The organism is Gordonia sp. (in: high G+C Gram-positive bacteria), from assembly GCF_020438995.1.
GTDB lineage: Bacteria > Actinomycetota > Actinomycetes > Mycobacteriales > Mycobacteriaceae > Gordonia.
In genome coordinates this window covers 17905-32110 of the sequence record NZ_JAGQTN010000038.1, presented here as the reverse complement: position 1 = coordinate 32110, position 14206 = coordinate 17905, and the positions used below count along the sequence as shown (strand labels likewise).

The window sequence follows — 14206 nt, the reverse complement described above, 5'->3', positions numbered from 1 at the left end:
AGATCGGACGCGGGTCGATGATCACCCCGATCGTGGTCGGACCGAATCTCGTTCCGGTGATCGATGATGCCGATGTCGCGGCATCAAGCCGGGAGCTGGCGATGCTGTCGGCAATGGCGCACTACGCCGTACCTGAGGTTTTGGAGGCGTTGGCGGCTGCGATCGCCACGGACTTCGAGCACGGCCATGTGTATTCTGAACTGATCTGGGCGGTGCTTTCAGGGGCTGCCCGAGCGAAATGGGAGCGACTTGTGACTGCTACGACCTGGGAGTATCAATCGCCCTTCGCCAGGAAGTACTACGGCGAGGGGAAGGCCGAAGGCGAGGCTGCCGGCATCCTGACCGTGCTCCACGCCCGCGGTATCGACGTTCCCGACGCGGTACGTGAGCGCGTGCAGAGCTGTGACGACATCGAGCAGCTCGAAACATGGCTGCGCCGCGCCGCCACCGCGCAGACGATCGGCGACGTCTTCGACTGAAAAGCCACCGGGAACGCCCCGGCGAGGCAGCAACCGAGCAGGTGTTTTGCCAAGCCTGCCACCGAGCACAGTCCGCGCAACCAATGGCTCGCGTGCGCCGCCCTCCACACCCAGCTCGGCTGCGCTGGTTTCGTGACAGCAAGCCGCGATGACCTGATTCACCTCATCAACGATTTGCCCGATGATCAGGTGGAAGTCTTGCTGCGAGACGCCCGTCGCCTGTCTGAACCTAGTCCAAGGAGAGCGTGGCCGCCGAGATTCGTCGGCATGATCACCGACGGCCCGGTCGACGGCTCGACGCCCGAGTACATCGACTCTGTCCTGGCGCGAGGTTCCAGCACCTCCCAGTGATCGTCTGCGATACCGGCCCGCTCGTAGCACTTTCGAATACGCGCCGCCCTCGCGCCCGATTATGTCGTAGGCACCTCCTATGCTCGCCGGTATGGTTTCGATGCGCCACGAGGCGATCGTCGAGTTGATCCGATTATGTCCGGCATTCGCAGCCGAGATGCTCGCCGGAGTCGCCGATCTTGTTGTGCCCGAGTATGAGTCGGCGGAGCTCGGCTCTCCCGATCTCAGTGAGGTGGTGCCGACCGAGCGGCGTGCCGATGCGGTGGTCACACTCAATCAGGACAGTCGCGCGGTCCTGGGGATCGTCGTCGAAGTCCAGTTGGGTCACGACAGCGACAAAACGTACTCCTGGCCCAGCTACGTCATCTCGCTGCGGCAGCGACTGCGGTGCCCGGTCGAAGTGCTGGTGGTGTGCGTCGATGACAGCGTGGCGCGCTGGGCAGCACAACCGATCCAGATCGGACGCGGATCGGTGATCACCCCAATCGTGATCGGACCGAAGGTAGTTCCGGTGATCGATGATGCCAATATCGCGGCAACGAGCCGGGAGCTGGCGATGCTGTCGGCGACGGCGCACTACGCCGTACCTGGGGTTTTGGAGGCGTTGGCGGCTGCGATCGCCGCAGATTTCGAGCATGGCCATGTGTATTCTGAACTGATCTGGGCGGTGCTCTCAGGGACCGCCCGAGCCAAATGGGAGCGACTTGTGACTGCTACGACCTGGGAGTACCAATCACCCTTCGCCCGGAAATACTACGGCGAAGGCAAAGCCGAGGGCAAAGCTGAAGGTAAGGCCGAAGAGGCAGCGGCCGGTGTCCTGACTGTACTTCGAGCCCGAGGTATCGATGTGCCCGATGCTATCCGCGACAGGGTGCAGCACTGTGGGGATCTTGACACGCTCGAGATGTGGCTAAGCCGGGCTGCCACAGCGGAGACTATCGGCGACGTCTTCGACTGACATCGCCGGGAGTTCTCCGGCGACGCAGCAACCAAGCCGGAGTGGCGCGACGAAGCAAGGTACATCGCAAGCCCGGCGCGCAGAGGGCACAGCCACCGAGATCCGTCGGAATGATCACAGATGGCCCGGTCGATGAGCCGACGCGGAATACGCCGCATCGCGAGCCGAAGTCGAGGCCAGGCACTCGACCTGAACAGTTCCGAATCGCCGGTAGTCCACGGCGTCAGCGGCAAGACGCGAAACCCGGCTCACCAACCGTCCGGAAGGCTGCCGGGCCACTTCCCAAGGGCGACAGCCTGAGCGTCATTGACGCTATCACGGCTCGCCTGGTGGCCGAGCTGCCTCATTGATCACGTGCCTGCGAACGCCTCCAGGTCGGTCGATGACGATCTCTATCGCCTGGGTGACGGACGAACTTGCCCGCACACGTGCGCAATAGCTCACGGCCCATCGAGCCATTCGAACCTCTGTCACCCCTTCGATGTAGCCCGAAGGGACGAATATCGTGCCGACACCACGAGAAACTATCGCACCGACGGGTCAGGGACCGTCGGATCTGCCTAATCTAGTCATCTCAGACACATGGATGACGCTCCTTCGGAAGGGAGGATCGCCGATGGCGATCGACTACACGCGGCGGGATCGTGCGACCCCCCCCCCGAAATTTAGTTGGTCATAGCGACCCGCAGTCTGCGCTGCAGGGAAAGCACTCCCAGGCGAGCGCTCAGTCCTCGCGTGCTGCGACACAATCGATACAACTCTCCACCGAGCAACGTCACGGCTCCCTCGATCAGGCACACCGACCCTCCCTTCTCGTCGTCGACGATCAATTGACCAAGCTACGACCGATCTGGCACGAGATCGAGGCCGCGGTCGGAAATCAGTCACACGCAATACTTTCCGCCCACGCAGCTGCACATCCTGACCTCACAGCTATCCTCCTGTCCCTCTTTAAAGCTCGCGAGTCCCTTGGTGAAGCTTTCCGCGACCACCTCGGCGGCGGCACTGGATTCCCCGACAGCGGTGACGGAGCGAGGACCGCGAACCAATGGATCTCAGCTGCTCACGAACTGCGTCACCAGATTGAAGCCGCCCGTGTGCCGTGGACCTCCAGCGGTCGAGAAAGACTCAAGGCGGAGTTCGCGCACTCGGTCCGGTCGTTGACCAGTTCCTTCTTTCCGACCGTAAGTGAGCTAATCGTCACCGTGTGGAAGCAGATGGACGACGACGGCAAGCAGGCAACCAGGTTTTATCGACAAGAAAACTTCATCCGATCTCACTTGACCATGCCATGGCCACCGGTCGGACCACCTGTTAGCGGCTCGGCAGATACGATAGTTTCCGGACTTGGGCCTTTGAATATCTTTCTCGGAACTCTGCAAGCGACACTGGTCTACTCATCGACTAGCATTCGCGATATCACGATCACCGGCTACGATTTCCAGCAGTTCAACGTTTGGAATCGGGATCGTCGTCGCCACATGAAAGATAGCGAGTTCCATCGACTTGACGCGGCCGCAGAAAGCCACGTTGGCTACCCCGCCGCCTTTCATATCCTGTATATGATGATGAAATTCGCCAGTACCGCCGGTATCGATGAATTCCTGCAATGCGTTGAAGCAGACGTTCATAGCGAACAGTTCAGTGAGGTCGAACTTCCGGTTGTCGTCGACTTGGATCGACTCGGTTCATTCCTCATCAACACCCCCAGCGGAATCGAGACAGCGGTCCTGAACCTGCTCGCCGCGCTTCCCGCGAACCAGTTGCTGATCCGGGTGTTCGACCCTGAGAAGGCAGGCGAGTCGGCGAACTTCCTGTACGGCCTCGGCGAAGCTCAGGAAAAGGTCATCGGGCAGTCGGTGCGGACCAGTCCGAGACAACTCGATGAATTGCTCCAGGAGACCGAGGAACATATCACCTTCGTCACTCAGCGCTACCTGCAGGGTGAGCACAGTTCACTGACCGACTACAACAACGCGGCGGGCGAGGTTGCCGAGCCGTACCGGATCATCATCCTGTACGACTTCCCCGCCGGATTCTCCCGCGCCGGACACCATGATGTCGATCAACTCGATCGCCTCGGACGGATCATCCAGAATGGTCCGCGCACCGGGGTGTTCACCATCCTCGTATCCAATGAGATGGAGAATCCTGGTCCCGAACCCGAGGGAGCGGACGATGGAACACGTGCTCTATTGCGGGTGACCTCGTCTGTGCCGCACCTGCACGCCGGGGACTGGCTCACTGAGAATTGTCGGAATAAGTTGGAGTCGGCTGGTGGCGGTGTCCGGCTTCCGCATACCATCCCCGCACCACCGGTGAACGGATTGGCGGGGACGGTCAGCGAAGGAATAATTCGCTGGATATACACTCCGGCCGCGCCACCCTCCGACGCGGTCGCCAGAGAATTGCTTGATGCCGTCAAGCGAGGAATCAGCAACGCTGAGGATGTCGTGGTCACCCCGGCTCGGGTATTCGAACTCGCGGCGCAACAGGAGCGGGAGACCGCCACGACGAACCGGACCGCGTACCTGGCGCGCACCCCGGGCCTCGATCGTCCCGAAACGTGGTGGCAGGGAAACAGTACCGACGACGTGACGGCGCACTTCGGCCGTATCGGTGCGCGGCAGACCGCCGACCTGATGATCAATTCCGAGACGCACAACTACGGTGCACTGATCGGCGGACGACCCGGTTCGGGCAAGTCGGTCCTCATCCACGCGGTGATAATGAGCCTTGGGGTGACGTACTCCCCTGCCGAACTCGAACTGTACTTGGTCGACTTCAAAGAGGGAGTCGAGTTCAAGCAGTACGCCGATCTCGGAATGCCGCAGGCCCGTTTGGTCGCCATCGAGGCCGAACGTGACTTCGGCCTATCGATTCTGGTGCGGGCGCAGCTCGAATATCAGAGGCGTAGCAAGCTCTTCAAGGGGGTTACCGGTCCCAAGGGTGAGCAGCCGGCCAAGATCAGCGACTACCGAAAACTCACCGGACATGCGCTGCCACGCTACGTCGTCATCATCGACGAGTTCCAGCAACTGTTCACCAGTGACGACAAGATCGCCCAACAGGCGGCCGAAGTTCTCGAAGATCTGCTGCGCAAAGGTCGCGCCTTCGGCGTCCACATCGTGCTGGCCTCCCAGTCGCTGGCGGGTATGGCGGCGCTCGGCAAACATGTCATCGGACTCATGCCCGTTCGGATTGCTTTGCAGAGTAACGAATCCGATTCCCGGCTTATCCTGGGTGACGACAACGCCGACGCACAGACCCTGTCACGGGCGGGTGAGGGAATCATCAACTGCCGGAGCGGGCAGCGCGACGCGAATCGTCGTTTCCAAGCAGCCCTGTGGTCTGCGGAGGCACGCGGCGAGATTCTGAAGCAATTGGCCAAACGTGCCGAACACGACGGATTCACCGACAACACGGCGGTCTTCGACGGACACAGCGACGCCGAGGTCGGAGGACTTTCCCGAGCAACTCTCGGGCAGCCCGATACCGACCCGAAACGTCTGGACCTGCCGCTCGGACAACCCCTTATCCTGGACGCCGAGCCGTATCGCGCACAGTTCAAACGCACCGCCGGCAGCAACCTGCTGATAGTCGACGAGCACGGGGCGGGCACCCTCGGGGTACTCCTTGCGAGCCTGACACTGCGCGGTGTGCCGGTCGACCTGATCGACTACGAAACCGATCACGACGACTGGTCGCCCGTGGTCGAAGACCTGGAATACGTGCCGGGCGTGACCGTCGAACGCCGACGAGGTATGCGGGCACTGCTTGAGGAAGTGGCCAAGACCGTCGACACCAGACACGCCACGGATTCGATGCGGGAGCCCACACGGGTGCTCGTCATCGCCGGTATGGCGCGGGCCCGTGACTTCGACCCCAATTCGTACGACGACGATGATCCCGGAAAGATCCTCGCCAGGATCCTGACCGACGGTCCCGAAGTGGGTGTCCACGTGATCATCTGGTTCGACAATCCCGGCGGTATTCGTAAACGTCTCGGCTCCAACCACATCGATGAGTGCGGGCTGCGGGTGATCGGGCCGATGGGACGCGACGATTCGACGCAGTTGATCGACAACTCCGATGCGGCCACCCTCAAGAGTGGGCAGGTGATCGTCGCCGACGTCGACCGTTCCACATCGGTCAAGGTCCGTCGCTTCGGTGCGCCACCGACCGGATGGATCGCGGGCCTGCGCCATGAGTAGCGGGGCGAAGGTCGACAGCGCGGTCTTCGACTTTCTGCGTCCGCAACTCCGGCGATACCGCCGGCAAACCACCGATCTCAAAGCCGCGGTTGCCCGCTCGATCGCCAAGGCATCGGAGACCGCGGCGGAGGTCGTCAGAGAACGTCGCCGCGCCGTCGAAAAGTGTAGGGCCGATCTCGATGCCTGCAGAGCCCAGGAGAATTCCGACTGCAGCGGATACGCCCGGCAACTGGAGTTGGCCGGGAACGCGCTGGCAGACGCGCTCAAAGGTCAGCGGATCATCGAGCAGGCTACCGCGCAGTTCCGACATTCGCAGGCGCGGCACGATCGGGTGATCGACGAAGAACTCGTCCGCAGCGAGAAGCTCGTCCGCGAGGCCGACGAACGCATCTCGGGCTATGTGAAGGCAACCATCAGCGGTCCGCACGTCACGTTGCTGTCCGGCGCGGCATCCGGTGGTGGTGGTAGCTGGTCAGCCGGAAGCGTTGCGGCGAGTTCCGCGGCGTCGCCGGACTGCTACAGCAACGGTACCGGCGACGCGAGTGCTCCTGCGTCATGGCGGGATACTCCCGGCGTGACGATTCCTGCCGGTTTCCCCGACGGATTCGCGCTGGTACCGGTATCGCTGATCCGCAACTCCGACCCGATCAGCGGCCCCGAGTCATTCGACAAAGGGCAGGATCTACCGACGCTCAAGTGGTCGACGAACGCGCTTCTCGACGTCCTGCTACCAGCGATGCGCAGCGGTGACCCACGGGCTACGCTCCGTGAACGCGATCAGCGAGAAGGGCTGTCCGGCGCTCGGACCTACATGCGGAGCTACAGCGGATTCTTCTCCGACACCGCACTCAAAGTGAGTCATCTCGGGCCGGAGGGGTTCGACCTCGACAACGGCCGCCACCGGTTGTGGCTGCTCGAGCGCTTGGGAGCCACCGAAATTCCGGTGCGGATCGTCGGACCACAGTGAGTAGAGTTTCGCGCGACATCGCCCAACACGAGTCCGACCGTGCCGAACGATTCCGGGCACGGCTGCGCGTCGAGTCGTTGTGGTCGGACGCGGCTGCCCGCAAGTTCCTCGACGTCCTCAACACCATCGAGGGGCAGGACAAGACATACGGCGCCGCCCTCGCCGCCCTGAACGCCTCATTCGATGAGGCGAAGAAGTACCTCGGAACGACCAACATATAAGGGGAAGAACCATGACAAGAATCGAGACCGATCCCGAAGCGCTGGTCGCGATGGGTCGCGAGTTGAAAAGGGCGAGCAGCTCCATCGAGGAAGCGATCCGTAAAGTTCGTTCCACCCTCAACGCCACCAAATGGAACGACCCGGTCCGCCGGGAACTCGAACAGAACCTCGAAGCAATCGCCCGAATGGCGAAGCAAATCGACAACGTCAGCAACGACAGCCAACGCATGCTCAACCGCAAAGCCGGTGAACTGAGAACCTACCTGGGGCGATGACATAGGAGGAGCGTATTGGCCACCAGAACATCGGATTTCTTGCCGAAAGGACACTGCACATGAAACCATCTACCACGTCAGAAACTCTCAGAAGCCGCGGCCTTGCAATTTCTGCTGTCGGCTGCGCCGTACAGCTCATAGGGTTTGCGGTCGGCGCAAGTGGGCCGGGCGAGTTTAATGCTCTTGACATATTTATAGGAATTACAGTCACCATTTGTATTGCATCCGTTTGCTGGACAGCAACCACGCGGACTGATCACACAGGGTTCACTTTGGGAGTGGGGGCTGTCGCTCTATTCTGGGGGCTAGTAGAAGTCGTTGATACCGGGAATGTTGGGGTGCTAGCACTTCTGGCGATTGGTACGGTAATAGTACATTTTGGCGGCAAGCAAATTGTGCTGAGTGAATGATAGTGGACGAATAGCCTGATCGGCCCAAGAAGTGCCAGCGCACGCGTTTGCCAACCCGTGGAAATCGCAGGGACTGTCCTAACTAGACGCTGGCGATCTGATCGACGCAGAACTCGGCGAATCAGATCGCCAACGGGACACGGGTTCCGTCAGGGCGTTTGGCCGTCAGCTCCAGCTCGCCACCAGTTGCCTCCACGTACTTGCGCGGTGTGGACACCTGCGCGGTGGCAATCTGGCCGTGTTCCATCCTCCTTCGTTGTGAGTCCTGCTCAGCGGCATCAGCGCATCGGCATGCCAGACTCGCAGTGGCGATGGACTACACCGTGACGATCCGTAGGGATGGGTCGAGTACGGCGATATCGTCGGGGTCACTGGTGTAGACAATCGCGTTCAGCCGAGCGGCGAGGAGCGCTACGTGGGCGTCGATGACATCGGACGTGCCGGTTTCGGCAAGCCGTATCCCGATCCGGAAGGCGAGTTCGCCGCCGAGGTCATCGATCCGGACTGCTCGTGATCTGAGTAGCCGAGCGATCGCGTACTGACGATGACCTCCGCGCCAGCACTGGGCAACGACCCCTGCGGGAACGAAAGTGGCGATACGATTGCGCACAATCTCATCGACTCGTGCCACCATGAGCCGGTCGCGGCGTTCGAGGGCGATCAGGGCGCCGGTATCGAAGACGACACTCACGCGACGCCTGTGACATCGGAAGGTAGGCCGAGTTCGCGCCGAACGGCGTCACGGTCGGCGTCCGTGATGCCGTCAGTGTCGGCAATCATGTCATCGACGGCCGCCCTGGCCTGCACCCAGTCCGGTTCAGCCTCCGCGAGCTGCACAAAATAGCCGCTGACGCTGTCTGCGTCGCCCGCGTCGACAGCGCGTTGCGCCTTCGCGGCGACTTCGTCCGGAACGCTGATCGTCAGCCGTTTCATACCCCGAGCATACGCCGCTCATACTTCAATCTGGCCGCTCCTGAGCAGTTCGGGTGCCGCGTGCCACTGACACGAACCGATACCCGTACAGAAACCTTGCGATCAGTTCCGGAAACCGGAACTGATCGCAATATTTGGACCTATCCCGCTGCGGCCGCTTTACGCAGCTCGAACTTCATCACCTTGCCGGTGGAGGTGCGGGGCAGATCGTCGGGGAAGATGATGTCGCGGGGGATCTTGTAGCCTGCCAATAGTTTTCGGGCGTAGTCGATGAGTTCGTCGGCGGTCAGGGTCGCGCCCGGGACGAGGAGCACGTAGGCGCGGGGGCGTTCGCCCCATTTCTCGTCGGGGACGCCGATGACGGCGACGTCGAGCACGGCGTCGTGACTGACGAGCGCCTGTTCCACCTCGACGGTGGAGATATTCTCGCCGCCGGAGATGATGATGTCCTTGACCCGATCCCGCAGTTGCACATAGCCGTCGGGGTGCATGACGCCGAGATCGCCGGTGTGGAACCAGCCGCCGGCGAATGCTTCGGCGGTGGCGGCGGGATCTTTGAAGTAGCCGGCCATCACATTGTTGCCGCGCAGCAGGATCTCGCCCATCGACTCCCCGTCCGCGGGTACGTCCACCAGCCCTTCGGCATCTCGGTCGATGACCCGGACATCCTCTGCCTGGACCATCGAAACACCCTGCCGGGACAGCTTTTTCGCACGATCGTCGGCGGAGAGGTCGTCCCAGGCGTCCTGGTATTCGCAGATGGTGAACGGGCCGTACACCTCGGTGAGGCCGTACACGTGCACCACCGTGATGCCGAGGGCACTGAGCTGACCGATGATCGTCGGCGACGGCGGAGCTCCCGCGGTGGTGATGCGCAACGGCCTGTCCAGGGCGTGCGCCGACGAGGCGCCGACGATCGTCGTGCACACCGTCGGGGCGCCGCACATGTGGGTGGCGCCGAGATCGTCGATGGCCGACCAGATGGCGTCGGCGCGTACTGCACGCAAACAAATGTGTGTCCCCGATGCCGCGGTCACCGCCCACGGCGTGCACCAGCCGTTGCAGTGGAACATCGGCAGCGTCCACAGGTAGCGGGTGTGGCCGGTGAACTGATTGTGGAAGGTCTCGCCGAACGAATTCAGGTACGCCCCGCGGTGGGTGTACATGACGCCCTTGGGTTTTCCGGTCGTGCCCGAGGTGTAGTTGATGGTGATGACGGCGTTCTCATCGTCGACGGTCCATGGCCGGGCCGGCAGATCGTCGGCGCCTTTCAGGAAATCGGTGTAGGAGACGAGGCCTTCGATCTCGTCGGGGCCGGCGGGCGTGCCGAACTCGGGATCGTCCACCTCGACGACCGTGTGCAGGCTCGGGATCACGTCGGCGATCGCCGCGACCGTCGCATGGAACTCGGAATCGGCAACCAGGATCGTCGACTCGGAATGGTTGAGGATGTAGGCGAGTTCGGCGCCGGCCAGTCGCGAATTGAGCGCCACCAGCACCCCGCCGGCCAACGGCACCGCGAAGTGTGCGATCAGCATCTCCGGGATATTCGGAGCCAGATACGCCACCCGGTCCCCCGGCTGGATCTTGGACGCCAGAACCCGCGCCAGACGCTGCGTCTCGTCGGCGAACTCGGCGTAGGTGTAGCTGCGCCGCCCGTACACGATGGCGGTGCGGTCGGGAAAGACGTTCGCCGAACGTTCCAGGAAACGCAGCGGACTCATCTCGGACCTGTTCGGAACGGGTGTCACTGCGGTCTGACCGGTCATCGACATGCACTCTCCTCGGATACGTGACAATCGCCCACCTTACGACGCCCTGTGGCGGCGGGTCACGGCATCTGCGGGTTCGGGTCGATGTCGTAGGTGCCGCCTATCCTCACGGGTATGGTGTCGATTCGGCATGAGGCGATCGTTGAGTTGATTCGGTTGTGTCCTGAGTTCGCGGTGGAGATGCTGACCGGGATATCGGATGTTGTTGTGCCCGGGTACGAGTCGGCGGAGGTCGGGTCAGCCGATCTGAGTGAAGTGGTGCCGACCGAGCGGCGTGCCGATGCTGTGGTCACACTCAACGATCGGGACGGTGGTGCGGTCCTGGGGATCGTCGTCGAGGTGCAGTTGGGTCGTGACGGCGATAAGTCGTACACGTGGCCGAGTTACGTGATTTCGCTGCGTCAACGGCTGCGTTGCCCGGTCGAGTTGTTAGTGGTGTGTGTCGATGACGGTGTGGCGCGCTGGGCGCACAGCCGATACCGATCGGGCGGGCATCGGTGATCACCCCGATCGTGGTGGGACCAAAAGTCGTCCCGGTTGTCGATGACGTCGAACAGGCCCGGTCAAGTGTGGAGCTGGCGATGCTGTCGGCGATGGCACACTACGATGTACCTGGGGTTTTGGAAGCTTTGGCGGCCACGATCGCCACTGATTCCGAGCATGGCTACGTGTATTCTGAACTGATCTGGGCGGTACTTTCGGGAGCCGCCCGCGTGCGCTGGGAGCGGCTGATGACAACGACAACATGGAAGCATCAATCCCCATTTGCCCGGAAGCACTTCGGTGATGGAGAAGCCAAAGGCAGAACCGAGGAAGCGGTCGTTGCTGTTCTGACCGTCCTCGAAGCGAGGGGGATCGAGGTGCCCGAGGTGGTGCGTGACCGCGTGCGTGGTTGCGACGATCTCGATTTGCTCCAGACGTGGCTGAGTCGGTCGGCCACCGCCGGCGAGATCGGCGACGTATTCGACTGACCGATAGGACGACCGGTCGTCGGAGGACCGGTGCTTGACACGAGTACTGCCCCACCACAAGCTCATGAAACGAAATCCCACCCGGCAACGGGTGGGATTTTGTGAATCTGGTGGCCAGGGCCGGGATCGAACCGGCGACCTTCCGCTTTTCAGGCGGACGCTCGTACCAACTGAGCTACCTGGCCAGACGGCGCCGGTGCAGAAACCGAAACCATGAAGCGACCCTGACGGGACTCGAACCCGCGACCTCCGCCGTGACAGGGCGGCGCGCTAACCAACTGCGCCACAGGGCCATATTCTGTTGTCCGCACCACCTCAAGAGGTGAAGCAGCGTACCCCCTACGGGATTCGAACCCGCGCTACCGCCTTGAAAGGGCGGCGTCCTAGGCCGCTAGACGAAGGGGGCCGGTTCCCGGTGGGAGCCACTCCCGTGGGAGCCGCACAATCGTATGACACCACCCCAACATTCCCCAAACCAGCAGGTCAGCGCCGCCAAGCACTCCCGCGACGCAAACTTCGTCCCGCGCATCTGTTGTCGCGATATCGGATTCGCGGGACGGAGTTCTGGTCGCGGGAATCGTGCGCGGCGGGGTCAGGTTGCGGGGACGTAGGTGCCGTGGAAGGTCATCGGTACATGGTGTTCGAGGGGTGCGGTTGCGATCGGGCCGTCGTCGGGCCGGTCGGCCCGCAGGATCGTCAGGCGTGAGCGGCGGTGCAGGGGTTCATGTTCTAGCGTGAGCAGCCATCCGTCGCCTTCGTTACCCGGCGTGGTTCGCGGCGCGAACAGCGGCTCGCAGATGGTGTTCCCGTCGGGGACGGTGTATCGGCTCGTGTTTCCGGTGCGATGGTCGACGGTGGCGATGGAGTCCGGGTCGCCACCCGACCTCGATGCCTCCGCCAGGTAGCTGAAGCGATGTTCACGCGTGATGCGTCGCGGATCGAGTTGCGGGAACTCGCAGCCCCGATCGTTCAGTTGTTCGTGCGTGACCTTGCCCGCGGCCGGGTCGATGGTGAGCCGGGTCAGCGTTCCACCGAACGCCGGGCCGGGATTGTCCCGGAAACGCCGCAGGTGGTTCTCCCATTGCATCCAACCGCCGTCCGCATTATGGGCGACGATGTCAACCACCGTGTTCGCACCGTGCTCGTAGGCGTTGGTTACGTGAAAGTGGAACAGCGCGTCGGTCTCCATGCGTGTCCCAGGACCACCGCCGCGGGGTACGAGAACGATTGTGGTTCCCAGCTCGGGACGGTACGAAAGAGCTTCATCGAACGGCCGGAGACCGAGTGCCACCGATACCGGTTTGCGCACCACCAGCGGGCCGAGGATGAAGACCAGATGCCTGTCCGTGAGCGCGAAGTCGTGGACGAAACCCAACTTCGTTATCGGAACCGTGGCGATGCCGTGCAGACGTCCGCCCCGGTCGAGCCGGTAGCAGCGAATCATCGGACGCGGGAAGAAGTCGACACCGAAGTTGAACACCTCGCCGGTGGCGGGGTCGGCCTTGGGATGCGCGGAGAACGCCCCGAGACGCTTGAGGGCGCCGCCGAAGGATTCGGTCCCCTCCGTGTCGAGCGTCAGGGGGTCGAGCCGGTGCGGCTTACCGCCCTCCCACAGTGCGTACAGCGCATCGTCGTGCACCAGGACGTTGGTGTTGGCCATGTTCTCGGGAAAGCGCATCGCGTTCGCGAGGGGGCCGCCGAGTCTCTGGGTGGCGAACCCGCGGGGCCACTTCCCGGTCTCGTTCGTCCTTCTGAAGGCTCTGGTTCGCACATACCGGTTGCGGTAGCGCACACCCGATGGGCCGATCTCGAACCGGGAGACCATCCCGTCGCCGTCGAAGATGTGTCCCATGGGATGCCCGTCGATGTCGAGGCGACCGGGTCCGATCCGGTAGAGGACTCCGCGCAGGTCGTCGGGGATGGTGCCCTCGATCTCACCGACCTCGTAATCCTGCTCGAGATGCTGCGAGTCCCACGGCGACATCCCGTTCTCAGACGCATTGATTGAGACACTCATGGCTATCAACGTCTCATGAATGAAGCTGATGCGCAGCAAGTTGTCGCTATTGGGGGACATACACTAGCAGCCATGCGCACCATCGAGGATCTCACCGCGGCCGCTCGCACGGTGGTCCAGAACGTCGGCATCGGCTCGATGACGCTCGCCGCGGTCGCCCGGGAGGCGGGTATCAGCCGGGCCACCATGTACCGGCGGTTCGCCTCAAGGGACGAGTTGCTGTCGGCGCTCATCATCGCCGAACTCGACGCGCTGGAGAACGTCGTCCGCGGCCGGCTCCGGTTCGCCGACCAGCCCCGCGAGACGATCCAGATGATCGTCCGCGAAGTTCTCGATTACAACGCAAACAACGTCATGCTTCAGGCGGCGTTACGGATCGATGGGGCCGATCTGCTCCCCTGGCTGATCCGTGGCCCGGACCGCCCGACCATCGTCGATATCGTCACCGAACGCGTGCTCGCCTATGTCGGACAGTCCCCGCTTGCGGCACATCTGAGCCCGACGCCGGAGTCGGCTGTCGAGTTCATGGTGAGTGCGATCTATGCCGAATTGCTCTCGCCGGCACGCCACCTCTCGCACGCCCAACTGTCCAATTACATCGCCGACGCCGTCTGCGTCGAAAATCTCCGCGCCTGACC

The 14206-nt window shown here is 62.5% G+C and carries 14 protein-coding genes, 3 tRNA genes and 1 pseudogene; 9 read left to right on the top strand and 9 right to left on the bottom strand.

What is annotated here, in order from left to right:
- Positions 1-479: pseudogene (locus KDB67_RS02945) on the top strand (hypothetical protein); the annotation flags it as partial.
- Between the two features lie 442 nt (positions 480-921).
- Positions 922-1788, top strand: a complete 867-nt coding sequence (locus KDB67_RS02940; RefSeq protein ID WP_291012188.1) for a hypothetical protein — start codon at positions 922-924, stop codon at positions 1786-1788.
- 1397 nt (positions 1789-3185) lie between these two features.
- Here KDB67_RS02940 and KDB67_RS02935 read toward each other — a convergent pair.
- Complete coding sequence (locus KDB67_RS02935) at positions 3186-3419, bottom strand: hypothetical protein (protein WP_291012185.1); 234 nt, start codon at positions 3417-3419, stop codon at positions 3186-3188.
- Positions 3420-3461: 42 nt separating this feature from the next.
- On the opposite strand from KDB67_RS02935, the gene KDB67_RS02930 reads away from it, so the two are divergent.
- From KDB67_RS02930 to KDB67_RS02915, 4 genes are read left to right on the top strand one after another with little or no spacing between them, the layout of a single operon-like run.
- The gene (locus KDB67_RS02930; protein WP_291012183.1) at positions 3462-6002 is read left to right on the top strand and encodes an FtsK/SpoIIIE domain-containing protein; all 2541 of its coding nucleotides are present in this window, start codon (positions 3462-3464) and stop codon (positions 6000-6002) included.
- A complete protein-coding gene (locus KDB67_RS02925) occupies positions 5995-6969 on the top strand; it encodes a hypothetical protein (RefSeq protein WP_291012181.1) in 975 nt (324 codons plus the stop codon). The genes KDB67_RS02930 and KDB67_RS02925 overlap by 8 nt, the downstream gene beginning before the upstream one ends.
- On the top strand, positions 6966-7190 hold the full coding sequence (locus tag KDB67_RS02920) for a hypothetical protein (protein ID WP_291012179.1): 225 nt from the start codon (positions 6966-6968) through the stop codon (positions 7188-7190). Before KDB67_RS02925 ends, KDB67_RS02920 begins: the two co-directional genes overlap by 4 nt.
- Positions 7191-7201: 11 nt before the next feature.
- Positions 7202-7465, top strand: coding sequence for a hypothetical protein (locus KDB67_RS02915; RefSeq protein ID WP_291012177.1), 264 nt, complete (start codon positions 7202-7204; stop codon positions 7463-7465).
- A 531-nt stretch (positions 7466-7996) separates the two neighbouring features.
- Here the strand turns inward: KDB67_RS02915 and KDB67_RS02910 are convergent.
- The 4 genes from KDB67_RS02910 to KDB67_RS02895 form a co-directional block, all read right to left on the bottom strand.
- Complete coding sequence (locus tag KDB67_RS02910; protein WP_291012173.1) at positions 7997-8122, bottom strand: hypothetical protein; 126 nt, start codon at positions 8120-8122, stop codon at positions 7997-7999.
- A 69-nt stretch (positions 8123-8191) separates the two neighbouring features.
- Positions 8192-8566, bottom strand: coding sequence for a hypothetical protein (locus tag KDB67_RS02905; RefSeq protein WP_291012171.1), 375 nt, complete (start codon positions 8564-8566; stop codon positions 8192-8194).
- A complete protein-coding gene (locus KDB67_RS02900; protein WP_291012169.1) occupies positions 8563-8808 on the bottom strand; it encodes a hypothetical protein in 246 nt (81 codons plus the stop codon). Before KDB67_RS02900 ends, KDB67_RS02905 begins: the two co-directional genes overlap by 4 nt.
- 140 nt (positions 8809-8948) lie before the next feature.
- Positions 8949-10583 (bottom strand): AMP-binding protein, encoded by a 1635-nt coding sequence (locus tag KDB67_RS02895; protein WP_291012167.1) that lies wholly within the window; start codon positions 10581-10583, stop codon positions 8949-8951.
- A gap of 111 nt (positions 10584-10694) precedes the next feature.
- On the opposite strand from KDB67_RS02895, the gene KDB67_RS02890 reads away from it, so the two are divergent.
- On the top strand, positions 10695-11081 hold the full coding sequence (locus tag KDB67_RS02890; RefSeq protein ID WP_291012165.1) for a hypothetical protein: 387 nt from the start codon (positions 10695-10697) through the stop codon (positions 11079-11081).
- Positions 11078-11551, top strand: a complete 474-nt coding sequence (locus KDB67_RS02885) for a hypothetical protein (RefSeq protein WP_291012163.1) — start codon at positions 11078-11080, stop codon at positions 11549-11551. Before KDB67_RS02890 ends, KDB67_RS02885 begins: the two co-directional genes overlap by 4 nt.
- A gap of 108 nt (positions 11552-11659) precedes the next feature.
- On the opposite strand, the gene KDB67_RS02880 is transcribed toward KDB67_RS02885, so the two are convergent.
- The 4 genes from KDB67_RS02880 to KDB67_RS02865 all read right to left on the bottom strand — a co-directional run bounded on the left by KDB67_RS02880 (position 11660) and on the right by KDB67_RS02865 (position 13568).
- Positions 11660-11736: transfer RNA gene (locus tag KDB67_RS02880), tRNA-Phe, on the bottom strand.
- A gap of 34 nt (positions 11737-11770) precedes the next feature.
- Positions 11771-11844 (bottom strand) — tRNA-Asp (locus tag KDB67_RS02875).
- Positions 11845-11884: 40 nt separating this feature from the next.
- Positions 11885-11957, bottom strand: a tRNA-Glu gene (locus tag KDB67_RS02870).
- Positions 11958-12143: 186 nt separating this feature from the next.
- Positions 12144-13568 carry a carotenoid oxygenase family protein gene (locus tag KDB67_RS02865; protein ID WP_291012161.1) on the bottom strand — a complete coding sequence of 475 codons (1425 nt, stop codon included), beginning with the start codon at positions 13566-13568 and terminating at the stop codon, positions 12144-12146.
- 72 nt (positions 13569-13640) lie between these two features.
- Here KDB67_RS02865 and KDB67_RS02860 point away from each other — a divergent pair, with 72 nt between their 5' ends.
- Positions 13641-14204, top strand: a complete 564-nt coding sequence (locus tag KDB67_RS02860) for a helix-turn-helix domain-containing protein (RefSeq protein WP_291012159.1) — start codon at positions 13641-13643, stop codon at positions 14202-14204.
- Positions 14205-14206: the final 2 nt, after the last annotated feature.

Excerpts from the sequence above, each read along its gene's own strand:
- KDB67_RS02940 (WP_291012188.1), top strand. The coding sequence starts at position 922 with ATGGTTTCGATGCGCCACGAGGCGATCGTCGAGTTGATCCGATTATGT.
- KDB67_RS02935 (WP_291012185.1), bottom strand. The coding sequence starts at position 3,419 with ATGAACGTCTGCTTCAACGCATTGCAGGAATTCATCGATACCGGCGGT.
- KDB67_RS02925 (WP_291012181.1), top strand. The coding sequence starts at position 5,995 with ATGAGTAGCGGGGCGAAGGTCGACAGCGCGGTCTTCGACTTTCTGCGT.
- KDB67_RS02915 (WP_291012177.1), top strand. The coding sequence starts at position 7,202 with ATGACAAGAATCGAGACCGATCCCGAAGCGCTGGTCGCGATGGGTCGC.
- KDB67_RS02910 (WP_291012173.1), bottom strand. The coding sequence starts at position 8,122 with ATGGAACACGGCCAGATTGCCACCGCGCAGGTGTCCACACCGCGCAAG.
- KDB67_RS02900 (WP_291012169.1), bottom strand. The coding sequence starts at position 8,808 with ATGAAACGGCTGACGATCAGCGTTCCGGACGAAGTCGCCGCGAAGGCG.
- KDB67_RS02895 (WP_291012167.1), bottom strand. The coding sequence starts at position 10,583 with ATGTCGATGACCGGTCAGACCGCAGTGACACCCGTTCCGAACAGGTCC.
- KDB67_RS02890 (WP_291012165.1), top strand. The coding sequence starts at position 10,695 with ATGGTGTCGATTCGGCATGAGGCGATCGTTGAGTTGATTCGGTTGTGT.
- KDB67_RS02865 (WP_291012161.1), bottom strand. The coding sequence starts at position 13,568 with ATGAGTGTCTCAATCAATGCGTCTGAGAACGGGATGTCGCCGTGGGAC.
- KDB67_RS02860 (WP_291012159.1), top strand. The coding sequence starts at position 13,641 with ATGCGCACCATCGAGGATCTCACCGCGGCCGCTCGCACGGTGGTCCAG.